Here is a 23,096-nt window from a genome sequence, read left to right on the forward strand (position 1 = left end):
CCTCCCGTCGCCCCCGCCGGCCCCCCGCCCTCACCGGTCCCGGTTCACCCAGTACGACGGGCACCGCACGCCCTTCTCCTGCGCCTTGTTCAGCGCCCGCAGCCGCTCCCCCCGGACCGTCTCCAGGTCGAGCCCCGTGCCCGGCCCGTCTCGGAAGGAGAAGATCTCGTCCCGGCCCAGGTCCTCCACCAGCAGCGGTTCACCGCGGGCGAAGGGCTTCTCCGCGTTCCACTCCACCGGATCCGGCAGGCGCACCGTCACCTGCGTCTCCGTCGACGGGGGCACGTGCCAGCGGACGTCGGTCAGCGTGACCTCCACCCACGGGAACGCGTCCGGCGGGTGCGGGACCTGCTCCACGTCCGCCACCGTGCCCTCCAGCAGGCGTTTCGTACACGCGGCGTTCTCCAGGAGCGACAGCCCTTTGCCGTCCGCTCCGGCGTCGGCCGCCGCGTCGTCCTTCGCCATACGGTCCGTTCCCGCGCCGCTGATCGTCGTGTACGCGAGCAGGCAGAACGCCACCACCGCCGCCGCGCTCACCACCACCGCCAGCGCCCGCCGTGCCCGCCGCGCCCCACGTGTCCCCGGCGACGGGGACGGCGACGGCGGCGGCTCGGTCCAGCCCCAGTCCTCGCCCGCCACGCCCTCCTCGCCCGCCGTGTCCCCCTCGCGTGCCCCCTCCGCCTCCGCCGCGATCACACCCAGCGCCCGCCGCAGCCGCGCCTCCTCCGCCTCCGTCAGACCCGGCACCTCACCCCACCTCCCTCTCCCGCAGCCGTGTGCGCAGCACCGCCGCCGCGCCGTGCAGGCGGCTTTTGACCGTGCCCTCCGGGATGCCCAGCGCCTCCGCGATGTCCTTCACCGGCAGGTCCGCGTAGTAGCGCAGCACCACCACCTGGCGCTGTCCCGGCGGCAGTTCCTCCAGGCCCTCCGCCACCGCCAGGGCCAGCAGCCGGGCGTCCTCGGGGTGTTCCGCCGGGCGGGTCCAGCGGGCGGCGAGGCGGTCGCGCAGGCCCGCGTCGCGGGTGCGGCCGCGGTGCCAGTCCACGGCTACGCGCGAGGCGACCGCCGCCGCCCAGGCGGCGGGGTTGCGGACAGGGGCGCGGTCCGGGTCGAGGTGCTGTTCCAGCAGCTTGAGCTGGACCTGCTGCACGCCGTCGTCGAGTTCGCCGAACGGCACGCCGCCGAGCGCGAGTACGGCCCGTACCCGGCGCGTGTCGGCGGCGGACAGCGCGGGGTCCGCGCCGTGCGCCGGTCTGCGGCGGACTGCCATCGCGTCCCCTCCCTCGCCACGCCTGCAACCGCGTCGGGGCTATGACGGAGTACGGCCACGGAACGTTCGCCCCGACCGCCGACTCACCCCGGCACCACCGCCAGCGCGTCCACCTCCACCCGGAACTCCGGGCTCACCAGCCCCGCCACCTGCACCAGCGAGCTGGCCGGCGGGTGCGCCGGGTTCTGGATCTCGTCCCGTACGCGGCGGAACGCCGGCAGGTCGGCGAGGTCCGTCAGGTAGACCGTCAGCTTCACGACGTGCTCCAGGCCGGAACCGGCCGCTTCCAGCGCCGTCGCGAGGTTCGCGAACACCTGGCGCACCTGCGCCTCCGCGTCGTTCTCGCCCACCGGGCGGCCCTCCCCGTCCAGCGGCACCTGGCCGGAGACGGCGACCATGGTGCCCGTGAAGGTCACCGCGTGGCTGTAGCCGTTGACCGGCGGGGATCCGTCGGGTCGGACGATGTGCTGCATGCGCGTGCTCCGCTCGTCGATCTCTTCACTGCTCGGCTAGTCGATCAGATTCCGGCATCTCGAACCTACCTTCCGCACGAATCTTGCTTTCCTTCCCGCCACGGGTGATATCCGGACACGTCCCCTTCCATTCCTTCGCCGCGGGCCGCTCGGTGGCAGCCTGGTAGCGACGACGTGCACGAGCGAAACGGGGGCGAATCCATCGTGCGCATTGTGGTGATCGGTGCAGGCGTGATCGGAACGGCGCTGGCGGCGCAACTCGCCGGCGGAGGACGGCGGGCGGACGGAGCCGCGCGGGTGTGGCTGCTGGACGGGGGCGAGCCGGGGGCCGGGACCACGGCCAGCTCGATGGCCTGGATCAACGCCCACTCCAAGACCCCGCGGCACTACCACGAGTTGGCGGTCTCGGGCATGCGCGCCCACGCCGCCCTCGTACGGGCGACGGGCCCCGCCGCGTACGCGGACAGCGGCGGCGACGGGTGGTACCGCCCCGGCGGCGCCCTGCGGTGGGCCTCCGGCGGGGCCGGGCTCGACCGGCTCCGCCGGACCGTCGCGCGGCTGCGCGACTGGGGGTACGCCGCGGAGTGGATCCCCGTGCCGCGCGCCCGGGAGCTGGAGCCCGCGTTACGTGTCGAAGACGCCGCCCGGGTCGCGTACTTCCCCGACGAGGCCGCCGTCGACCCGCGGCCGTTCGTCGCCCACCTCCTCGCCACCGCCCGCGCCCGCGGCGTCCACGTCCGCACCGGCGAGGCCGCCCGCGTCGTGGCGATCGACACCGCCGGCGGCCGGGTGCGCGGCGTGCGGTGCGCCGGGGGCGAGACGGTGCCGGCGGACGTCGCGGTGTGCTGCGCCGGGTGGCGGACCCCGGCGGTCGCCGCGCTGGCCGGCGCGTACGTACCGCTGGTGCCCGGCGACGCGCCGGGGTCCGAGGCGCCGACACTGCTGGCCCACCTCCGGCCGGGCGCCGCCGCGGGACCGCCGCTGACGCGCATGGTGCTCAGCCCGCGCCTGCACGCCCGCCCGCTCGCCGGCGGGCGCGTCTACCTGGAGGCCCTGGACCTCAACGACGAGGTGGACCAGCACACGCCCGCCGCGCGCGTCACCGCGCTCGCCCGCGAACTCCACGCCCGCGCCCACGACATGCTGCCCGCCGTCGCCGGCACCGCCCGGCTCGTCGACGCCCGGGTCTGCACCCGGCCGCTGCCGCCGGACGACAACTCCATCGTCGGCCCGCACGCGGAGGCCGAGGGGCTGTACTCCGTCGTGACGCACAGCGGCATGACCCTGTCCCTGCGGCTGGGGGAGCTGGTGGCGCGGGAGTTGCTGACCGGCCGGGACGCGCCGGAGCTGGCGCCGTACCGGCCCGCCCGGTTCGTACGCTGACACGCTCCCTCAGCGCAGCATCCGTGCCGCCTTGTACGAGAAGTCCCGGGCCGCCGGCACGTTCCGGAACGGCCGCAACCGCTCCCGGAACCCGGCGAGATACCCCCGTACCCGCTCCGACTGGATGCCCTCCGTCGCCCGCAGCGCGCCCGTCGCGACCTGGCAGGCGTGCTCGACCTCCCGCTGCTGCAGCCATGCCGTGGCCAGCACGACGCGCGTGAACACGATGCTGCGCGCGTACCGGTCCGTGCGCGCCGCGATCCCGTGCTCCGCGTGCGGCCGGGCGGCGCGCGCCTGCCGCAGGTCGACCAGGCAGTGCGCGATCTCGTCGTGCAGTTCCGCGCCGCTGAAGTAGCGCAGCCATACCGGCTCCTGGGCCGGGGTGCCGCCGGACAGGGAACTCTCGGCGTGGGAGAGGGAGATGGCGGTCGCGCGCGGATCGCGCAGCCGGGCGTGCGCGCGGGCGGCCATCGCGTGCAGCACGGCCCGCCCCGCGGGGGTCAGCCCGGGTTCGGCGAGGCCGGCCTCGGAGAGTTCGAGGGCCTCGCGGTAGTCGCCGAGGTGGACCGCCTGGTGGGCGAGGGTGCCGAGGATCTTGGCGGCGAACGCGCGGTCGTGGCCGTGGTACGCCATGTCGAGCGCGAGCCGCAGATAGCGCCGGGCGGCGCCGTGCCGGCCGGTGTCGTACAGCAGGTGCGCGGTGTGGTGGGTGACGAGGGACGCGGCGCGGAACAGGTTGCGGCCGACGGCGCTCGTGTAGCTGCCTTCGAGCATCGGCAGGACGTCGGTGCGCAGATGGGTCATCGCGATCGACCGGGAGGCGCCGCCGCCGTAGCGGTTGTCGAGCATCGCGAGATGCTCGGTCAGCGCGTGGATCTTCGCGATGTCCGGCTGTCCGACGCGGTACGAGCCCACGGCGCGCTGCGGTGGCGCGGGCGGTGCGGCGCTGCGCCACCGGCGGACGGAGTCCCGCAGGTCGGTGGCGGAGACCGGCGGCAGGGCGTAGCGCGGGTCGGCGTCCCAGAGCTGGGCGGCGGTGCGGACGGCACCGAGGGGCGTCGTCGGGCCGCTCAGCCCGAGGTCGTCGGGCGGGAGGCGGCGGCCGAGGGGGGTACCCCCGCCAGTGAGGGCGTAGCCGGTGGGGGAGGAGGCACCCCCGCCGGTGAGGGCATAGCCGGTGGGGGTGCCCCCGCCGGTGAGGGCGTAGCCGGTGGGGGAGGGGGCGGCGATGTCGCGGGGGGTGACGTTGCGGCCGAGCCGGCGGGAGAACACGGCGGCGATCAGCTCGGGCGGCACGGAGGAGCCGAAGCTGCCGCGCAGCCAGCGCTTGACGTACGTGTGCGTGCAGCGCAGTTCGAGACCGCGGCGCCGGCCCAGCTCGCGTACCTGACCGGCGAGGGAGGTCGGGGTGAGCCCCGACTCCCGCATGAGCGCGGCCAGCCGGATGTTGACGCGCACGTATGCGCCGTCGGCGGGAGGTCCGGTCCCGGTACCGGCCCCGGTGCGCCCGCCCGAAGCCCTACCCCGCCCCCGGCCCCCGGCCCCGCCCCCCGCGGGCCCGCCAGGGCGCCCGAAGAGGACGTACCCGAGGGGGTACCCCGCCCCAGCACCGGACGAGGCCCCGCCCGCGGACCCGTTCGCGTCGGGGGCCCCAGGTCGCCCGGACAGGTCCTGCCTGACCGGGTGCCCCGCCCCGGCAGCAGGCGGGCACCCCTCCGCGGAGGGGGAACCGGCCCCGGACTCGGGCCCGTTCGCGGCCCCGCCCCCGGCGCCGCCCGCAGCCGGGGCGCCGGGGCGCCCGGAGAGGGCTCGCCCGACTGCGTGCCCCGCCCCGGCCCCGGGCGAGGCCCCGCCCACCGACGGTGAACCGGCCCCGGCCCCGGGGCCGGTCGCGGATCGGGACCCGGACCCGGGCTCCGGTCCGGCCCCGGCCGCCGCCGGGCCGCCGGGCCGCCGGAACAGGACCTGTCCGACCACATGCCCGGCCCCGCCGGGATCGGCGCCCGTGTACCCGCCGCCCGCGTGCCCGATCCCCGCGGAGCCGCCGCCCGCGTGCCCGCCGCTCGCAGCACCGGCCCCCGCGTGCCCGCCGGTCGCCGGGCCGCTCGCCTCCCGCCGGGACGCCTTCCGGTCGCCTGTGCCCGCGTCCCGCCCGGCCCGGTCCCGTACGCCCGGCTCCCGCCCCGCGGCCCCCCGCACCACCGGCTCCCGGCCCGCACGCCCCGAAGCACCCCGGTCCCGCCCGCCCGGCTCCCGGGCCCCGGACCCCCGTTCCCGTACGCCCGGCTCCCGCCCGCCCGGCTCCCGCTCCGCGGTACCCCGCACCGCCGCCAGCCGCTCCCGGGCGAACCGGTTGCGCCACCGGCACACGGTCGCCGGGGTGATCCCGAACCGGGCCGCCACTTCCCCGTTCGACTCCCCCGCCGCGCACGCGAGCACGATCCGGCAGTGCAGCCGTCTCGCCGCCGGGGTGGCGCTGTGTGCGACCAGGTGTTCGAGGAAGTGGAGTTCCCGATCCGTCAATGTCAACCGAGTCGTGGGCCTGCCTCGCGTCATGGTCGCGCATTATTGCCCGTTCGGCCCCTCCCGCAGGGCGTTCCGTCTCGGGCGACCCTCGAACGACCTGCAATACCAGCCGATTTAATGCGCGCCGTAACCGTGAACGCTCTGCACACCCCCGGAACTTACGAACGGCACATGCCAGACGGCAGGCTACGGAGCGCAAAGTTCCGGTCTGAGCCGGCAGATCGAGGTAGCGCTTACATGACCACGACGGGACCACCCGCCGACGGCCACCACCCGCAGCCCGCGGACGACGACTCCTCGGGCGGCCTCTTGGGCGATGCCCGAGGGGACAGAGCAGATACCCCCGTCGCCCAGAAGGAGCCGGAACCCGGCCCCGTGCCGCCACCGCCGACGCTGCTGCGCGTCGAGCTGGCCAAGCGCGGCTGGGCGAGATTCTCGACCTTCGAGGTCCACTACACGCACGCCGCACGCAAGGCCGCCGCCGAGTACGGCGACCCGCGGCTCGCCCGACTCACCATCTCCAGCACCACCTTCAAGCGGTGGCTCGCCGGGGAGCAGATCCCCCGCGGCAATGCCGGCACCGTCCTGGAGCACATGCTCGGCATCGACGTCGACGCGCTCCTCGGCCCTGCGCCCACGCGCACGTTCACCACGCCCCGTCTGCCCGACGACGCCTCCCTCGCCACCGCCCGCGCGCTCGACGTCACCTGGTCCACGTCCTTCCTCTCGCCCACCGCGCCGGCCCCCGGCGGCGGCGGGGTCTGGCAGCTCGACGGCCACCGCGTCTTCGACGGGACGTCCGTGGCCGTGCAGTTGTACGAGGCGGAGGCCGGCCCGGACAGCGTCGTCATCGGGCCGGACGACCACCCGCACCTGCGCGACTTCATCCGCCCCGCCCGTCGCGCGCTCCTGCTCGCCGCGCTCGGCGCGCGGCGCGGCGAGGGGCTGTTCGTGCTCGACGCCGTCCGCGCCCGGCAGCCCGTCGCCGCCGACCCCGTGGACGTGCTGCCGATCCCGCGCGCGTACCGGCTCGACGACCTGACGTACGGGATCCTCTGGTCCGTGCTCAACCTCGACGACGGCCTCCTCGCCGACGACGCCGTGCTGGAGGCGGAGCGCAGCGGCCTGGACGACTTCCTGACCCGCGAGCGGTCCGCCGTGGCCCGCTCCGCGATGCCGGAGCTGTCCGACGTCGGCACCGCGTGGCTCGGCTCGTACGTCTGCGACCAGCACATCCTGAGCGAGCTGCGCGCCGACTCCGGCGAGCCGCCGGTGTTCTGGGCGCGCGAGCAGTTCGGCGAAGAGGCCGCCGCGTGGCTGTTCTTCCGGCACAAGCACACGTATCTGCGCGCGCTGCGCGAGGTGCTCGCCGAGGCCGACCGCCCCTACGGGCACGCCTTCTGCCTGCCGCACAACGCGGTCAAGACCAGCGAGCGCTACGAGCGCACGCTGCTGTTCCTGACGCTGGCGCTGCTGGAGCGGCACGGGCTGACCACGTGGGTGGTCACGGAGCCGGAGTACGCGCAGGTGGACGGGTTCGCGCTGGTGCCGGGGGAGCGGGCGATCATCGCCAACTGGCTCCGCACGGACGGCATCTGGCAGGTCGACACCACGAGCCACTGGGCGCGGCTGCGCGCCTACGCCGACGCCGTACGGCACGCGCGGGCGCACAGCGTCACCGACGGCGCCACGCCGGCCGAGCGGCTGCGCCGGCTGGCCGACCACCTGGATCTCGACTGGGCCTGGCTGACCGACCGGTGCGCGGAGCTGGGGCACTACGGCAGCGCCGGGATGCTGCGGCCGCGCAGCCGGCTGATCGGCCTGGAGGAGCTGGACGACGTGCTGCGCTACGTCGGCGAGCTGGGCGGTGGCGACCCGGCCGAACGGGACGTCGCCGACGGCGATTTCGGCGCCTTCGCCGGGGCCGTGACCGGCGGAAACCGAACGCAGTTCCGGCCCGACCGGCACCGCGGCGGGCGAAGATAACGCAGACGTTCGAACCCCCCGGAAGCGACCCTCAAACGACCCCGGGGAGCGGTGGCAACGACACCCGTAGATGAGCAATGTAGGTGTGGCTCACGGTGCCGTTGAGACCACGGTGACCATCCGATGTGTGTGCGCCGCGCGCGCACTGCCCGGCAGACGGCCGGAAGAAACGCCGCACGACGCCGTACGACAGCGCAGCCAGATGCTGGCCTCGTACGGCCCATCCAGCGAGGAAGCCCATGTCCGACCACCCCGCTCCCGCCGGGAACGACGGCCCCCGCCAGGGCCGGTTCCCCTCCCGGCGGCGCCGCGCGGGCCGCGCCCTGCGCGCCCGGCTCTGGCGGGTCACGCTGCTGCCGGTGACCGCCGCGCTGCTGGTGGGCGGCGCCACGACGTACGGCGCGCTCATAGGCGGGTCGACGAGCGCCGAGACCCGCATGATCATCGGTGCCGGAGTGCTGGCCGTGGTGGGCATCACGGTCCTGGCGATACTCCGCATCGGCGCGCTCGCCGACGCACTCGACGCCGAGGAAGACGCCCGCACGGAACGCAACGCGGAGCTGACCGCGCTCCTGGAGGCCGCGCAGGGCGAGTTGCTGCGCCTCGTCGACCAGGCGCAGCGCGGCGAACGCCCCGAGCCCGACACGCTGTCGCTGTCGTCCCCCGCCGGCTACGCCCTCACCGGCGGGGGTGCGACCCCGGCCGCCCGCGCCGCCGACGTCACCCCCGAGACGGTGGAGCGCCTGGTGCACGCCACCGTGCACGCCGCGCTCAAGGCCGTCGTGGACGTCTCGTCCCGCGGCCGCATCGAGGTCTTCGTCAACCTCGCCCGCCGGCTGCAGAACCTCGTCATCCGCTCCCTGGACGAGCTGGACGGGCTGGAGAAGCAGGTCGAGGACCCGGACCTGCTGCACGGCCTCTTCCAGCTCGACCACCTCGTCACCCGGCTCCGCCGCCAGGTGGAGAGCCTGGCGATCCTCGGCGGCGCCGTGCCGCGCCGCATCAGCCGGCCGATGCCGGTCAACGCCGTGCTGCGCTCGGCGGTCTCCGAGGTCGAGGACTACGGGCGCGTCAAGCTGGTGCCGCCGATGACCGGCGTGCTGGAGGGTGCCGTCGCGCCCGACGTCATCCACCTGATCGCCGAACTCGTCGAGAACGCCGCCGGGTTCTCGCCGCCGGAGACCAAGGTCGAGCTGCGCGTCGAGCCGGCCGCGGCCGGTCTGGTCGTGGAGATCGACGACCGCGGTCTCGGTCTGCAGTCCGACACGCAGGACCGCATGAACACCCTGCTGAGCAGGGCCACGCCGCAGGTCGTGGACGAGCAGATCAAGGACGGCCGCATCGGCCTCCTCGTCGTCGCCCACCTCGCGCGCCGGCACCGCATCCCCGTCCAGCTCCAGCGCAACGTCTACGGCGGCTGCCGCGCCACCGTGCTGCTGCCCAACGCGCTGCTGATGGACCCGGAGGAGAAGGCCAACCGCCCCGCCGCGGCCACCCGCGAGCCGCAGCCTGCGGCCGCCGCACCGCAGCCGCAGTCCGCGCCCCTCGCAGCCGACACCGCCGAGCGCCGCCCGGCCGCCGTCGCCGGCACCGCCCCCGCGTCGCTGCCCGCCGGGTCCGCCAACGGCGTGGCGCGGCAACGGCAGCCGGGCGCCCCTGAGATCAACGGCGCGCCCCAGATCACCGCCGCGCACGAGGCCACGGGCGGGCACCGGATCACCGGCGCCCCCGAGACCACCGGCGCGCACCGGATCCCGGCGGCCCACGAGAGCACCGGCGGCCACGACATCCTCGGCGCCTACGACAACACCCCCGCGTACGACGGCACCGAGTACGAGAGCACCACCCCGTACGAGAACACCGCCGCCCACGAGCGCACCCCCGCGCACCCGGCGCCCGCCGCCGGCCACCCCGACGCCACCCCGCACACCACCGACCCCGCGGCCGGCTACACCCCCCGCCACGCCGCCCCGGCCCCCACGCCGCCGGCCCCGGCCGCCGGGCAGCGCCCCCCGCTGCCCGAGCGCTCCGGCAGCCACCTGGTGCCCGAGCTACGCCGCGAACCCGGCGTCCCCGGCGTCCCCGGTGCCGCACCCGGTGGCGCGGCGCCCTCCTCCTCCCCCCTGAACACCGGCCTCATGGCCAGCTTCACCGCCGGCTCCCGCGCCGCGGAGGACGCAGATCAGCGCGCCACCGACGACTACGCGGGACCTGCCCCCACGCACCAGCACCGATCCACGGAAGGCCCGTCTTCGTGAGCGAAAGCCTCGACTGGCTTCTGGCCAACTTCGTCCAACAGGTCGCCAGCGCCCGCAGCGCCGTCGTCGCCTCGACGGACGGCGTGCGGATGCACGCCCACGACCTCGACACCGCCAGCGCCGACCGGCTCGCCGCGGTGGCCACCGGGCTCTTCTCGCTCGGCGCCGGCATCGGCACCGACACCGTGCGCGGCGTGCGCCAGGTGCTCGTCGAGCACGAGGACGTGGTGCTCTGCGTGATGGCCGCCGGCCCCGGCGCCGTCCTGGCGGTGCTCGCCGAGCCGGACGCGGACCTGGGCGTGATCGGCTACGAGATGGGCCAGTTGGTCAAGCGCGTCCCGACGCACCTCACCTCGCCCGCGCGGATCACCGCAGCCGCGGCTCCGGGCTCCCTCCGGTGACATGACGTCGTACGACGACGCCCCCTGGGTGGAGGACGGAGCCCCGCGGTTACGCCCGTACGCGGTCACCGGCGGGCGGACCGCGCCGACCCGCCGGCTGGCCCTGGAGACGCTGGTGATGGCCGCCAGGACACTGCCGCGGGTGCCGCTGACGCCGGAGCACGACGAGACGCTGCGGGAGTGCCGCGCGGGTCCGCGCTCGGTGGCGGAGGTGGCCGGCCGGCTCGGGCTGCCGGTGGCGGTCACCAAGATCCTGCTGTGCGACCTGCTCGACACCTGCGCGCTCATCCTGACGGCCCCCGCGGGCCCGCCAGACCCCACCGACCCATACCTACTGGAGAAGGTCCTTGTCGGACTACGCAATCTCTGACGACTCCTTCGTCCCGCTGAAGATCGTGATAGCCGGCGGGTTCGGGGTCGGCAAGACCACGATGGTCGGTGCGGTGAGCGAGATTCCGCCGCTGACGACCGAGGAGACCCTGACCGCCGCGAGCGTCGACCACGACAGCCTGGACGGGGTGCCGGAGAAGGACGCGACCACCGTCGCCATGGACTTCGGCCGCATCACGCTCAGCGCCCACCACATGATGCTGCTGCTGTTCGGCACGCCGGGCCAGAAGCGGTTCTGGTTCATGTGGGACCACCTCGCGAGCGGCGCCATCGGCGCCGTCGTCCTCGCCGACACCCGGCGGCTCGCGGACTGCTTCGCGGCCGTCGAGTACTTCGAGCGGCGCGGCCTGCCCTTCGTGGTGGGCGTCAACGAGTTCGACGACGCCTACCACTACACCCCGGAGGAGGTGAAGGCCGCGCTCCATCTGCGCAGCGACACCCCGGTGATGTGCTGCGACGCCCGCGCCACCAGCTCGGCGCGCAGCCTGCTGATCAGGCTGGTCGAGCACGCGCACGCGCGGTCCCTGGCGGCCAGGGCCGGGGTCCCGGCGGAACCGGGGACCGAGACCGGGGCAGCGTCCGCGTCCGAGTCCGCACAGCCCGTGCCCACCTCCCCACCGAGGAGCCCCGCATGACGACCTTCGACTACCACACCGCCCGCCATCTGATGACCGACGGGGAGCAGGACCAGGAGCTGGAGCGGCGCAAGCAGCGACTGCACGAACTCGGCCTGGGCGACAGCCCCGACCCGGAGTTCGACGCCTTCGCCGCCCGCCTCGCCGAGGGCGCCGCGTCGCTGGCCCAACTGGGCGGCACCCCGTACGCGATGGTCAACCTCATCACCGACCACCAGTACTTCACCGGCCTGTACGCGCCGCCCGCCGACTGGGCCGACCCCAGCCTCGCCGAGCAGCCCGGCAAGCCGGAGGTCAGCCGGGTCATGGACCGCGACCACGGCTACTGCCCCCACGTCGTCGGCCGGCGCACCGCGCTCGTGCTGCCCGACGTGTGCGCGTACCCGCGCTTCGCGGGCAACCCGGTGGTCGACCAGATCGGCATCCGCACCTACATGGGCGCGCCGCTCATCGACCCGGTGACCGACGTGACGCTCGGCACCGTGTGCGTGGTGGACACCGAGCCGCGCCCGTGGGGGCGGCAGGCGCAGGAGGGGCTGGAGTTCATCAAGACCCAGGCCCGTTCGCTGATGGAGATCCTCGAAGAGCGCAGCCGGGGCCGGGCGGCGAGCTGAAGGCCCCCGCGGCGAAGCCGCAGGGGCCTGTCGGGGGCCCGGCGCCCCCTGCCGTACCGGGCTCAGACCGGCTGGACGGAGTGGGGCGCGAGGCGCGCCGACCACGGCTCGTGGTCCGCGCCGAGCGCCACCTCCGCCAGCCGCAGCCGCTGCACGTCGGAGGTGCCCGCCGGCGGTAACACATGGTACGCGTCGCGCAGATACCGCTCCACGGACATCTCCGGGTAGAGCCCGCAGGCGCCGTGCACCTCCATGGCCGTACGGGCCGAGTCGAGCGCGGACTCGACGTTGACCAGCTTGGCGTTCTGCAGTTCGGCGTCGCACGGCAGCCCGCGGTCCAGCAGATGCGTCGCGTGGTACGCGGCCAGCCGGGACGTCATCAGCCGGGACTGCATCTCCCCCAGCCGCTGCTTGACGGTGCCCAGCTCCGCCAGCGGCCGGCCGTAGCGGATCTGCCGCGCGGCGAAGGCGGTGGTCTCCTCCACGAGCGCCTGGTGGATGCCCAGGGCGACGGCGGTGAGGTTGGGCCTGCCGTACAGGATGCTGGAGGAGTACGCGACCGACAGCCCGTCGCCCTCCTGTCCCAGCAGGTTCGACACCGGCACCCGGCAGTTGTCGAAGATCACCTCGCCGAAGCTGAAGCCGTGCAGGCCCATGGAGGGCCGGTGCGGGCCCAGCGTGCAGCCGGGGCGGTCGGCCTCCACGAGCAGCGCCGAGAGGCCCTTGGAGCCCGGCCCCGTGCGCACGACGACGCCGTGGAGATCACCGACGTGGCTGTTGCCGACGAACACCTTGCGGCCGTTGACGATGTACTCGTCCCCGACGCGCTGCGCGCTCGCCGACATCCCCAGCACGTGGCTGCCGGAGGTGGGTTCGGTGACGGCTATGGTCGGCATGCAGACGCCGGCGGAAATCAGCGGCAGCCAGGTCTTCTTCTGGACGGCGCTGCCGAAGTGCACGATTTTCGCGACGCCGAGCTGCGACGCCTGCACCATCGCCCCCATGGCGGCGCTCACGCGCGAAAGCTCTTCGATCACGATCGTTTTGGCGAGGTGCCCCATGTCCATCCCGCCGTACTCGGCCTCGACGGTGACGCCCAGCCAGCCCTGCCGGGCGATGTCGCGGGACAGCTCGAACTGCACGCTCCGCGACTCCTCCATGCCGGCGACACGGGGGCGGACCTCGCGCTCCGCGTAGGCGCGGACCTCCTCCCTGAGACGTATATGACGCTCCGTGAGGAAGTAACCGTCCATCTGAGTCTCGCCTTCTCGCGTGCAGGTGGGGTGAGCAGGTCGGCGTGGGCCTGTGGTGACAGAGGCCGGGTGGGGCCTCCACCCACGGTGAAGATTCATCGCCATCGCCGCAGCACCCACAAACGCTCGCTTCCGGGTCGTTCACCTCCCCGTGTGCACGTCGTCGCGCTCCGCACCCGCCTCGTATGGGCGCTACGGTCCCTTTTGCTCGCCGGCCTGCCAGGGCCGAACGCCCCCGGAACGGCCCCCGGCCGGCCGGTAGCGACCGACCGGCCGGGGGCCGTCCCCCAAAGCGGGGGAAAAGGGACGTGGTTGAGGGGAGGTGTCAGGTGAAGGAAACGGAGAAGCGGCGGTTCGCCAGGCTCGGGTTCTTCACCCGTACCTCCGCGACCCGCGCCGCGTCCAGGACCGCGGACGCCACCCCGGGCATCTCGCCGGCGGAGGCGGCGATCTGCCCCATGGGGTCGATGACGGCGCTCTGCCCGCACGAGACGGGCCCCGTCTGGCCGCAGCCGAGGACGTAGACGGTGTTCTCGATCGCCCGGGCCCGCAGCAGCGTGGTCCAGTGGTCCTCCTTGACCGGCCCGGTGACCCAGGCGGCGGGCACGACGATGGCCTCGGCGCCCGCCTCGACCAGGAACCGGGCCATCTCGGGGAAGCGGAGGTCGTAGCAGGTCATCACGCCGACGGTGAGGCCGTCGAGGGTGAACGTCAGTGCCTTGGCGGGCTGCGGCTGGATGCGGTCGGACTCGCGGTAGCCGAAGGCGTCGTAGAGGTGCACCTTGCGGTAGACGCCGAACTGCTCGCCGGCGCGGTCCACGGCCAGGACGGTGTTGCTGGGCTTGCCCCCGCCGGCCGCCGCCTCCGTCATTCCGGCGACGATCGCGACGCCGTGCTCCTTGGCCAGCGCGGCGATCGCCGTGGCGAACGGGCCGTCGACCGCCTCGGCGGCGCCGGAGACGTCGGCCAGCGGGTCGGGGTTGGTGTACATGCTGTTCTCGGGGAGGACGACGAGGTCGGAGCCGCGCGCGGCGGCCGTGGCGACGAGGTCGGCGGCGGCCTTGAGGTTGGCGGCCTTGTCGGTGGTGGCGGCGAACTGGGCGACGGTGGCGAGCATGGGAGGTGTCGTGCCTTTCGTGTCCTGGAGGGCTGGGGCCCAGCCCTCGGAGGGGGTCGGGGGGCGCAGCCCCCGGGGGTCTTGGGGCGTAGCCCTCGGAGGGGGCCGCGGGCGTAGCCCTGGGAACCTTTCGTTACCGGCCCCGGCGGAGCCGGTGAAGGGGGGTCCGGGGGCGCAGCCCCCGGCTACCCGGCCAGTGCGTCGGTCTCGGCGACCGCCGCGCCGAAGCCGGCCAGCAGCGCGCCGTGCTGCATGGTCAGCACCAGTTGGTCGGCGCCGTGCGCGAGCGCGAACGCCTTCTCCGCCGCCGACCAGGCCGGCAGTACCCACGGCTTGCCGGCCGCCCTGGCGGCGTCCGCGATGGCGGCGAGGTCCGCGAAGTCCGCCTCGCTCCGGGTGTACGCGCCGCGCGCGCGGCGCATCGACAGGTCGCTGGGCCCGACGAACACCCCGTCGACCACCGGCAGGTCGAGGATCTTCTCGATCTCCTCGACGGCCCCGGCGTCCTCGATCATCGGGTAGACCCGGGTCCCGCGGTCCTGGCGGGCGATCCAGTCGTCGTCGAACCCGCCGTAGCCCGCTGTCCTGCCGCCCGCGAAGCTGCGGTCGCCCAGCGGGGGGAACTTGCCGTACGCGCAGACCTCGGCGGCGTGCGCCGCGCCCTCCACGTGCGGCACCACGACGGCGGTGGCGCCGAAGTCCAGCGCCTGCTGGATCGGGCCGCGCTCGGGGCCGAGGACCTTGGCGAGCACGTCGAGGTCGAGCCGGCGCAGGAACGGGATGAACCGCTCCAGGTCGGCGAGGTCGAAGGCGCCGTGCTCGATGTCGAGCACCACGGCGCCGTACCCGGTGGCCGCCACGATCTCGGCGGTGGCGAAACTCGGGTCGGACAGCCAGGCGGCGTAGGCGCGCCGGCGGTCGGTCGTGCGGGGGGGCATGAGCCTCCTTCGAGTAGGTATACACTGCGTATACACACGGGACTACAGAGGGCGGGGAGCGTGTCAGTCGACGAGGGCGGCCGTGCGGTGACGGCGCGGGCGCGGGCGTACGAGTGGGTCAAGGAGGCGATCCTGCTGGGGCGGTACCCGGAGGGTTCGTTCCTGGAGGAGAAGGTCCTTTCCGAGGCCGCGGGGGTGTCGCGGACGCCGGTGCGCGAGGCGCTGCACCGGCTGGCCGCCGAGGGATTCCTCGACCTGCTGCCGCGGCGCGGCGCGCAGGTCCGCCGCGTCACCGTGGCCGAGATGATCGAGACGTACGAGATGCGCCAGGTGCTGGAGATCCACGGCTTCCGCACCCTGTGCGACAAGCGGCTGGAGATCCCCGCCGGGCAGGCCGAACTCCTCGACCTCATGGGGGACACGGAGCTGCTGGCCCGCTGCCGTGCCGGCGACCGCGAGGCGATCGCCGAGCACGGCAAGCTCGACTTCCGGTTCCACTTCGGCTTCGTCCAGGCCACCGGCAACACCGTGCTGACCGACCTGTTCCGCAGCCTCCAGCCGCGGCACCAGCGCATCGGCGTCTCGGCGATAACGATCCGCCCCGAGCGGCTGCCGCTCATCATGCGCGAGCACCACGCCCTGCTCGACGCCCTCGGCGGGTACGAGTTCGAGACCGCGGCCCGGACGATCCGCACCCACCTGAACCCCGACCAGACGGTGGTCGCGCACCTGGACTGACCGGCGGCGGCAGCGCACGGTTCTCACGCCGCCGCCATCTCGCGCCACAGCCGGCGCCGCTCCGCCTGCTGGACCGGGTCCGGCACGGGCGCGGCGGCGACGAGCCGCTTGGTGTACTCCGTACGGGGGTGGGCCAGCACCTCGCGCGCCGGACCGTGCTCCACCAGCCGGCCGTTCTGCAGCACCGCGACCTCGTGCGCGAGGAGTTCGACGACGCCGAGGTCGTGGCTGATGAACAGGCACGCGAAGCCGAGCCGGTCCTGCAGATCGCGGAACAGCCGCAGCACGGTGGCCTGGACGGACACGTCGAGCGCGGACGTCGGCTCGTCGGCGATCAGCAGCTCCGGCTCCAGCGCCAGCGCGCGGGCGATGCCGACGCGCTGGCGCTGGCCGCCGGACAGCTCGTGCGGGAACCGGCTCGCCCAGTGCGCGGGCAGCTCGACCTGCTCCAGCAGCTCGGCCACCCGGGAGTGCGCTGCGGCGCGGTCGGCACGCCGGTTGACCAGCAGCGGCGCGGCGATCGAGTCACCGATCGACCAGCGGGGGTTGAGCGAGGCGCCGGGGTCCTGGAAGACCATCGAGTACGTCGGCCGGAAGGCCCGCAGCCGGCGCCCCGACAGCCCGGTGACGTCGGTGCCGCAGACCTCGACGGACCCGCCGGTCGCGCGGGACAGCCCGACGACGGCCCGGCCGATGGTGGACTTCCCGGAGCCGGACTCGCCGACCAGGCCCAGGACTTCGCCCTTGCCGATCGTCAGGCTCACGCCGTGCACGGCCTTGAACCCCTTGCGGCCCAGCCGCCCGGGGTACTCGACCTCCAGATCCCGTATCCGCAGGGTCGTGTCTTTCGCCGCCTCGGGTCTGGCCGCCGCGACGGGCTCCGCCTCGCCCGCCAATGGGGGCACCCCCGCCAATGGGGGCGTAGCCGGTGGGGGAGAGGGCGTAGCCCGCGGAGGAGGCGGCTTGGGCACGGCGGCCAGCAGCCGGCGGGTGTACTCGTGCTCGGGCGCGGCGAACAGCCGCCCCACGGGCGCCTCTTCGACGACCTCGCCCTCCTTCATCACCACCACGCGGTCGGCGATGTCGGCGACCACGCCCATGTCGTGCGTGATGATGAGCACCGCGGAGCCGAGGTCCCGGCGCAGGCCGCGCAGCAGCTCCAGGATCTCGGCCTGCACGGTGACGTCGAGCGCGGTCGTCGGCTCGTCGGCGATGATGACCTCGGGGTTGCCGGAGATCGCCATGGCGATCATCGCGCGCTGCCGCTGGCCGCCGGAGAGCTGGTGCGGGTAGCTGTCGACCCGGCGCTCGGGCTCCGGGATGCCGACCTTCGTCAGCAGCTCGATCGCGCGGGCGCGGGCGCCGGCCGCGGAGATCTTCTCGTGGCAGCGGATGGCCTCCGCGATCTGCCGGCCGACGGTGTAGACGGGGTTGAGCGCCGTCATCGGCTCCTGGAAGATCATCGCGATCCGCTTGCCGCGGACGCTGCGCAGCGCCTCGTGGCCGAGGCCGAGCAGCTCGGTGTCGTGGAAGCGGATACTGCCGCGGTGCCGGGCGCTGCCGGCGACCAGGCCCAGGACGGACATCGAGCTGACCGACTTGCCGGAGCCGGACTCGCCGACCAGCGCGACGACTTCGCCGCGGCCGACGGTGAAGCTGACGTCCCGTACGGCGGGCGTCCACTCGCCGGCGACGCGGAAGTCCACCGACAGCCGCTCGACGCTCAGCACCGGCTCGGGCGCCGTCCCCTCCCTCTCCTGACCCGCGCCGGTCACTTCGGCCCCGCCGCGGTCCCGGCACCCGCTGCCGTACGGGTGTTGCGGTCGTACTCCGCCAGATACGCGGCGCAGAAGCCGAGCACCCGCTCGATCCACACCTTGCCGGTCTCGGCGCTGCCCAGGCTCACGTCGCCGGTGCAGCCGGTGGCGCTGATCTCGGAGAAGTCCCAGAGCACGGTGCCGGGTACGGGCTGGCCGGGGATGGCGGCCTCGGTGTAGCTGGTCGGCGTCCAGCCGGCCGGCGAGGAGAGCCCGCCCGGCTCGGCCAGCTCGCTCTGCACCTGCTCGGGGAACATCGCCAGCATCGCCGAGTGCTCCGGCTCGGCGCCGTGCCCGTAGGCCGTGGCCGGGTCCTCGTACACGTCGCGCATGAGGGCGTAGCCGAGCTGCCAGGGGTAGACGTGGCCGACGAGGATGCCGAAGTCGCGCCGGGCGTCGATGGCGGCGCCGGTCACCGGGCCGACGTTGCCGCCGTTGTTGTCGACGATGACGATGCGCCGGAAGCCGGAGGCCACCAGGGCCTCCAGGATCTCGTACGTGACGTTGCGCAGCGTCTCCTGGCTGAGGGAGAGGTTCCCGGCGAAGCCGCGGAAGACGCCGGAGTGGCCGTAGTTGAGGGCGGGCGCGACCCAGTAGCCGTGCTCCCGGGCGAGCTTGTCCGCGACCCACTCGGCGACGATGGAGTCCTCGTGGACCGGCAGGTGGGGCCCGTGCTGCTCGATGGCGCCGATGGGCAGCAGGACGACCGGGTCCTGCTCCGCCAGGTGCTTGACCTGCGTCCAGGACAGTTCGCCGAGACGGTGGGTGTCGGGCAGGGAGACGGCCATGGGGCTGGTTCCTTTCGCTGCTGTGCTGGGGTGCTGCGGTGGTGCGGTGTGCGTACGGGAGTTCACGAGTCGGTGCCGCTGCGGCGGGGGTCGAGGAGGTCGCGCAGGCCGTCGCCGAAGACGTTGAGGGCCAGCACGATGAGGATGATCAGCACCGACGGGTAGATCAGCAGCGAGGGCTGGACCTCCAGGAAGTCGCGGCCGGCGCCGACCATGGTGCCGAGCGACGGCAGCGGCGGCTGCGCGCCGAGGCCGAGGAAGCTCAGGCCCGCCTCCATCTGGATGGCGAAGCTCACCGACAGGCTGAGCTGCACGATCACCGGTGCGGCGACGTTCGGCAGGATCGTGCGCAGCAGGATGGTGCTGCGCCCGGTGCCCATGATCTCGGCGGCCTCGACGTACTCCACGCTGCGGATCGCCAGCACCTGGCTGTAGACGATCCTGGTGAACCGCGGGATGTACAGCACGCCGATGACCATGACGACGTTGACCAGCTCGGGGCCCATCGCGGCGACCACGGCGATGGCCAGCACGATGGGCGGGAAGCTGAGCAGGATGTCGATGCCGCGCATGATGATGCCGGACGCCCAGCGCCCGCCGTAGCCGGCGACCAGGCCGAGCGTCGTGCCGATGGCACCGGCGATGAGGACCGCGGAGAGCGCGACGGCCAGCGATGTACGCAGCCCGATGAGCAGCCGGGAGAGGACGTCGCGACCGTAGTCGTCGATACCCAGCACGCCGCCCCGGGTGAGCGGGGTGCCGGCGATGTCGCGGTAGTCGTGCGGCGCGATCACCGGGGCGAGCAGGGCGGCGGCGCAGACCAGCAGCAGGAAGCCGCCGGCCAGGGAGGTGCGCCGGTTGGCGGCCAGGCTGCGCAGCAGGTGCCGGCCGCCGCGGCGGGGCGGGGTGGCGGCGGTGGGTGGTGGCGGGGCAGTGGTGAGTTCGACGGTCGGCATGTCAGGCTTCCTCCGCCCGCGGGTCGAGGGCTCGTACGACCAGGTCGCCGACGAGGTTGACGAGGATGACGACGGCCGCGACGGCGAGGACGACGGCCTGGATGACGGGGTAGTCGCGCTGCCCGACCGCGCTCATCAGCAGCGAACTCACCCCGGGCCAGCCGAAGATCGTCTCCACCAGCACGGTGCTGCCGATCAGCGTGGTCAGCTCCACCGTCGTCGCGGACGCCACCGGCAGCAGCGCGGTGCGCAGCGCGTGGTCCTTGATCACCCGCTGCTCGGCGAGGCCCTTGGACCGGGCGGTGCGTACGTAGTCCGCGGAGAGGGTCTCCAGCATCGCCGCACGGGTCATGCGCGTGATGACCGCGCACGAGGCGGCGGTCAGCGTGACCACCGGGAGGATGAGGATCTGCAGATGGGCCACCGGATCCTGCCAGGGCGTGGTGAAGCGCTGCGGCGGCAGGATCGGCACGAGGAACGCGAAGACCATCAGCAGCAGCGTGCCGACGACGAACACCGGCAGCGAGATCCCGAAGATCGAGCCGGCGACCAGCGCGTGGTCGGCGGGCTTGTCCGCGCGGGTCGCCGCGACCCGGCCGAGCAGCACGCCCAGCGTGACCGCGATGATCAGCGAGAGGAGCACCAGCTCCAGGGAGTTGCCCAGCCGGTTCGGCAGGTCCTGCATCACCGGCCGGCTGCTCAACAGCGAGGTGCCGAGGTCGCCCTGGAAGAGCCGGCCCCAGAAGCCGAAGTACTGGCTGACGAAGGAGTCGTTGAGGTGCATCGCCTCGCGGGTCTGCGCGACCTGCTCCTCGGTGGCGCCCTCGCCGAGCGCGGCGCGCGCGGGGTCGCCGGGGATGAGGCGGACCAGGAGGAACACGATGCTGCCGACGGCGAAGAGCTGCAGCGCCGCCTGCGCGAATCTGGTGAGGAGGAACCTTCTCATTTCTTGTCCATCCATATGCGGCGCAGCGTCACTCCGGTCCACGAGCCCTTGGGCGGGTGCCGGTAGCCCTTGACGTAGTCGTAGTGCGCCTCGCCCTGCTGGCGGCGTACGGTCCAGGTCATCGGCACCAGCTCCAGGGCCCGCTGTTCGACGTCCCGGTAGATCTCGTCGCGCAGCGCGCGGTCGCGGGTGCGGCGGCCCTCGGCGAGGAGCCGGTCGAGGCGCTCGTCCTTGAAGTCGGTGTTCTTGGTGAACGTGCCGGTGCTGCCGAGGAAGTCGCTGAGGGAGGCGGGGTCGCCGAACTTCGGCGCGGTGCCCCAGGAGTGCACGGGGTACGACCTGGCCTCGACGCTGGCCCGGAAGGTCAGCCACTCCTGCTGGGTCAGCCGCACGTCCACCCCGGCCTCCCGGATGCCGGGCAGCATGGCCTGGGCGGGGCGGGCGATGACCGAGTACGTGCTGGTGGTGACGACCGGCAGCGTCAGCCCCTCCTGGCCGGCCTTCTTGAGCAGGAAGCGGGCCTGCTCGGGGTCGTAGTCCATGGTGTTGTCGAGGGAGCCGGAGTAGCGGGCGAAGGCGGGCGGCATCAGGGCGCCGTCGATCGGCTGGCCGTGGCCGAGGAGCGCGGTCTCCAGCACCGAGTCCCGGTTGATCGCCATCGCGACGGCCCTGCGGACGCGTACGTCGTCGAAGGGCGGCTTGCTGGTGACGAAGCCGACGAAGCCGAAGCCGAAGCTGCGGTCCGAAGCGAAGCGCAGCCGGGGGTTCTCGCTGATGACGTCGACGTGGGTGGCGGGAACGTAGTCGATCATGTCGACGGTGGCGGTGCGCAGGGCCGTGACGCGGGCGTAGTCGTCGCTCATGGGCTGGAAGACCATGGCGTTGAGATACGGCAGCTCGGGCTCGAAGTACTCGTCGAAGCGCTCGTAGGTGGTGCTCACCCCGGGGATGCGTTCCACGAACCGGAACGGTCCCGTGCCCATGACCTGCGTCTTGGGGTCGACGCCGGACTCGATCCAGCGCTGGGAGACGATGTTCGCGGTGGGGTTGGCGAGGACGAACGGGATCGTGGAGTCCGCCTGCTTGAGGCGGAAGACGACCGTGGTGTCGTCCTTGGCCTCGACCTCCTCGACCAGGTCGAGGAGCGGTCCCGTGGTCGCCGCGGTCTTCTCGTCCTTCATGCGGCGGAACGAGAACGCGACGTCCTTCGTGGTCAGCCGCGAGCCGTCGTGGAAGCGGACCCCGGGGCGCAGCTTGACCTCGTACGTCGTGTCGTCGGCCCAGCCGAACTCGGCCGCGAGATCACCGATGATCTCGCCGTCGCCGTCGTACTGCAGCAGCGCGTTGTACGTGAGCTGCCGCAGCAGGTCCGACGCGGCGCCGGTGGTGACGTGCGGATCGAGGTTGGCCGGGTCCGTGGAGAGCCCGAAGTGCAGCACTCCGCCGCGGCTGGGGCGGCCGGGCCGGGGCGTCACCTCCTCCATGGACGACGGCAGGTTGACCGGGCTGCCGCATGCGGCCAGCGCCGCGCTGCCCAGCGCGCCGCCGCCGGCGGCCAGGAGGTGCCGCCTGCTGATTGGTGCCATTGAATATCTCCACACATCGGGGCCAGGGGACGAGCCGTACCGGCGGTGGATCCACCGTGCATGTGGCAGGTATACACGGGGTCCACATGAGGGTCAACGGGTCTGCAGAGCTTGATTGCGGATGAGAAACGGTGGTCAGGGCCGGTGCGGGAGCGCCGGGCGCGACGGAGGGGGCGAACTCCGGGGCGGTGCACGGCCGGCGGCCGGCGGGCAGGCCGCTCGGGACCCCTACCGGGCGGGCGTGGGTACGTTCAGTGGTGCGGACATGCCACGTCTGGCGGCGGGAGGGGCGGCCCCGGTGGCCGAGCCGGAGCGGGACCACAGGCGAGGGCGGATGGCGCGCGGGGCGGCCTATGCCGGACTCCTGAGCACGCCGCTCGTGGGTGTCGCCCACGCGTGCGCGGTCATCCTGCTCTACCGTCACCTCGCGGACGCCGCCTTCGGACGCTGTGCGTGCTGGGGTGCGCGGCAGCCGATGCCCGCAGGCGGCAGCGCTCCGGGCACCGGAGCACCCGGCCCGTACGGACGGATAGCCGGCGTCCCGCGCCGTCTGCGCAGACCCTAGGGCGCCAGCTTCATGTCGATCCACGGGACCGTCTCGCCCGGCAGCACGTAGCGTTCGGTCTCGACGAAGCCGTGCTTGCGGGCGAACCGCAGGCCGCCGTCGTTCGACGCCGGCACCACCGTCGCGATCTGCTCCGCGCCCAGCTCCCACGCCTTGAACAGCCCGCGCGTGTACAGCTCCTCGCCGATGCCCTTGCCGCGGTGGCCGGCCAGGACGCGGGCGATGACGGTGGCGGTGCGGGTGCCGTCCTCGGGCGGGCGCACGGTGCTGCAGCCGGCGAGCACGTCACCGAGGTAGGCGATCTCCAGGTGGTGCCGCCACGCGCGGTCCCGTACCTCGTCGAGGGACAGGTGATGCGTCGGGATCGTCACGTTGTGGACGTGGCGCCAGTCCCGGAGCGCCTCGTCGTCGGCCGCCGGCGTGAAGCGAAGATCGGACACACCGGCAGCCAACCCC

The 23,096-nt window shown here is 73.8% G+C and carries 21 protein-coding genes and 1 pseudogene; 8 read left to right on the forward strand and 14 right to left on the reverse strand.

Annotation, left to right across the window (positions count from 1 at the left end; genetic code table 11):
- Positions 1-30 precede the first annotated feature (30 nt).
- The 3 genes from ABGA99_RS17435 to ABGA99_RS17445 all read right to left on the reverse strand — a co-directional run bounded on the left by ABGA99_RS17435 (position 31) and on the right by ABGA99_RS17445 (position 1,743).
- The gene (locus ABGA99_RS17435) at positions 31-747 is read right to left on the reverse strand and encodes a hypothetical protein (protein WP_347582946.1); all 717 of its coding nucleotides are present in this window, start codon (positions 745-747) and stop codon (positions 31-33) included.
- Between the two features lies 1 nt (position 748).
- Positions 749-1,270 carry a sigma-70 family RNA polymerase sigma factor gene (locus ABGA99_RS17440; protein WP_347578085.1) on the reverse strand — a complete coding sequence of 174 codons (522 nt, stop codon included), beginning with the start codon at positions 1,268-1,270 and terminating at the stop codon, positions 749-751.
- A gap of 83 nt (positions 1,271-1,353) precedes the next feature.
- Positions 1,354-1,743: a RidA family protein gene (locus ABGA99_RS17445; protein ID WP_347578086.1), complete on the reverse strand. Its 390-nt coding sequence runs from the start codon at positions 1,741-1,743 to the stop codon at positions 1,354-1,356.
- A 213-nt stretch (positions 1,744-1,956) separates the two neighbouring features.
- Between ABGA99_RS17445 and ABGA99_RS17450 the strand changes: the two genes are divergently transcribed.
- Entirely contained in the window at positions 1,957-3,126 is a 1,170-nt protein-coding gene (locus tag ABGA99_RS17450; protein WP_347578087.1) for an FAD-dependent oxidoreductase, read from the forward strand.
- A 9-nt stretch (positions 3,127-3,135) separates the two neighbouring features.
- Here the strand turns inward: ABGA99_RS17450 and ABGA99_RS17455 are convergent, their stop codons facing one another.
- Together ABGA99_RS17455 and ABGA99_RS17460 are read right to left on the reverse strand one after the other, a co-directional pair.
- Complete coding sequence (locus tag ABGA99_RS17455; RefSeq protein WP_347578227.1) at positions 3,136-4,584, reverse strand: tetratricopeptide repeat protein; 1,449 nt, start codon at positions 4,582-4,584, stop codon at positions 3,136-3,138.
- Between the two features lie 855 nt (positions 4,585-5,439).
- A pseudogene (locus ABGA99_RS17460) lies at positions 5,440-5,682 on the reverse strand (helix-turn-helix domain-containing protein); the annotation flags it as partial.
- A 207-nt stretch (positions 5,683-5,889) separates the two neighbouring features.
- Here ABGA99_RS17460 and ABGA99_RS17465 point away from each other — a divergent pair.
- The 6 genes from ABGA99_RS17465 (at position 5,890) to ABGA99_RS17490 (ending at position 11,936) form a co-directional block, all read left to right on the forward strand.
- Entirely contained in the window at positions 5,890-7,638 is a 1,749-nt protein-coding gene (locus ABGA99_RS17465) for a hypothetical protein (protein WP_347582947.1), read from the forward strand.
- A gap of 239 nt (positions 7,639-7,877) precedes the next feature.
- Entirely contained in the window at positions 7,878-9,896 is a 2,019-nt protein-coding gene (locus ABGA99_RS17470; RefSeq protein ID WP_347582948.1) for an ATP-binding protein, read from the forward strand.
- Positions 9,893-10,297, forward strand: a complete 405-nt coding sequence (locus ABGA99_RS17475) for a roadblock/LC7 domain-containing protein (protein ID WP_347578090.1) — start codon at positions 9,893-9,895, stop codon at positions 10,295-10,297. Before ABGA99_RS17470 ends, ABGA99_RS17475 begins: the two co-directional genes overlap by 4 nt.
- A gap of 1 nt (position 10,298) precedes the next feature.
- Positions 10,299-10,667, forward strand: coding sequence for a DUF742 domain-containing protein (locus tag ABGA99_RS17480; protein WP_347578091.1), 369 nt, complete (start codon positions 10,299-10,301; stop codon positions 10,665-10,667).
- Positions 10,645-11,322: an ATP/GTP-binding protein gene (locus ABGA99_RS17485; protein ID WP_347578092.1), complete on the forward strand. Its 678-nt coding sequence runs from the start codon at positions 10,645-10,647 to the stop codon at positions 11,320-11,322. Before ABGA99_RS17480 ends, ABGA99_RS17485 begins: the two co-directional genes overlap by 23 nt.
- Positions 11,319-11,936 (forward strand): GAF domain-containing protein, encoded by a 618-nt coding sequence (locus tag ABGA99_RS17490; protein ID WP_347578093.1) that lies wholly within the window; start codon positions 11,319-11,321, stop codon positions 11,934-11,936. Before ABGA99_RS17485 ends, ABGA99_RS17490 begins: the two co-directional genes overlap by 4 nt.
- 62 nt (positions 11,937-11,998) lie before the next feature.
- Here ABGA99_RS17490 and ABGA99_RS17495 read toward each other — a convergent pair whose 3' ends face one another.
- From ABGA99_RS17495 to ABGA99_RS17505, 3 genes are all read right to left on the reverse strand, one after another.
- The gene (locus ABGA99_RS17495; protein WP_347578094.1) at positions 11,999-13,189 is read right to left on the reverse strand and encodes an acyl-CoA dehydrogenase family protein; all 1,191 of its coding nucleotides are present in this window, start codon (positions 13,187-13,189) and stop codon (positions 11,999-12,001) included.
- A 325-nt stretch (positions 13,190-13,514) separates the two neighbouring features.
- Positions 13,515-14,306, reverse strand: coding sequence for a carbon-nitrogen hydrolase family protein (locus ABGA99_RS17500; RefSeq protein WP_347582949.1), 792 nt, complete (start codon positions 14,304-14,306; stop codon positions 13,515-13,517).
- Positions 14,307-14,491: 185 nt separating this feature from the next.
- On the reverse strand, positions 14,492-15,244 hold the full coding sequence (locus tag ABGA99_RS17505) for an aldolase/citrate lyase family protein (RefSeq protein ID WP_347578096.1): 753 nt from the start codon (positions 15,242-15,244) through the stop codon (positions 14,492-14,494).
- 60 nt (positions 15,245-15,304) lie between these two features.
- On the opposite strand from ABGA99_RS17505, the gene ABGA99_RS17510 reads away from it, so the two are divergent.
- Positions 15,305-15,982: a GntR family transcriptional regulator gene (locus ABGA99_RS17510; protein ID WP_347578097.1), complete on the forward strand. Its 678-nt coding sequence runs from the start codon at positions 15,305-15,307 to the stop codon at positions 15,980-15,982.
- 23 nt (positions 15,983-16,005) lie between these two features.
- On the opposite strand, the gene ABGA99_RS17515 is transcribed toward ABGA99_RS17510, so the two are convergent.
- From ABGA99_RS17515 to ABGA99_RS17540, 6 genes are all read right to left on the reverse strand, one after another.
- Positions 16,006-17,757, reverse strand: a complete 1,752-nt coding sequence (locus ABGA99_RS17515; RefSeq protein ID WP_347582950.1) for an ABC transporter ATP-binding protein — start codon at positions 17,755-17,757, stop codon at positions 16,006-16,008.
- Positions 17,754-18,587: a creatininase family protein gene (locus tag ABGA99_RS17520; RefSeq protein ID WP_347578099.1), complete on the reverse strand. Its 834-nt coding sequence runs from the start codon at positions 18,585-18,587 to the stop codon at positions 17,754-17,756. The genes ABGA99_RS17515 and ABGA99_RS17520 overlap by 4 nt, the downstream gene beginning before the upstream one ends.
- A gap of 62 nt (positions 18,588-18,649) precedes the next feature.
- Positions 18,650-19,543 (reverse strand): ABC transporter permease, encoded by an 894-nt coding sequence (locus tag ABGA99_RS17525; protein ID WP_347578100.1) that lies wholly within the window; start codon positions 19,541-19,543, stop codon positions 18,650-18,652.
- 1 nt (position 19,544) lies between these two features.
- The gene (locus ABGA99_RS17530; protein ID WP_347578101.1) at positions 19,545-20,489 is read right to left on the reverse strand and encodes an ABC transporter permease; all 945 of its coding nucleotides are present in this window, start codon (positions 20,487-20,489) and stop codon (positions 19,545-19,547) included.
- On the reverse strand, positions 20,486-22,075 hold the full coding sequence (locus ABGA99_RS17535; protein WP_347582951.1) for an ABC transporter substrate-binding protein: 1,590 nt from the start codon (positions 22,073-22,075) through the stop codon (positions 20,486-20,488). The genes ABGA99_RS17530 and ABGA99_RS17535 overlap by 4 nt, the downstream gene beginning before the upstream one ends.
- A gap of 561 nt (positions 22,076-22,636) precedes the next feature.
- Positions 22,637-23,080 (reverse strand): GNAT family N-acetyltransferase, encoded by a 444-nt coding sequence (locus ABGA99_RS17540; protein WP_347578103.1) that lies wholly within the window; start codon positions 23,078-23,080, stop codon positions 22,637-22,639.
- Positions 23,081-23,096 lie beyond the last annotated feature (16 nt).

The organism is Streptomyces sp. B5E4 (genome assembly GCF_039871555.1).
In the GTDB taxonomy this organism is placed as follows: Bacteria; Actinomycetota; Actinomycetes; order Streptomycetales; family Streptomycetaceae; genus Streptomyces.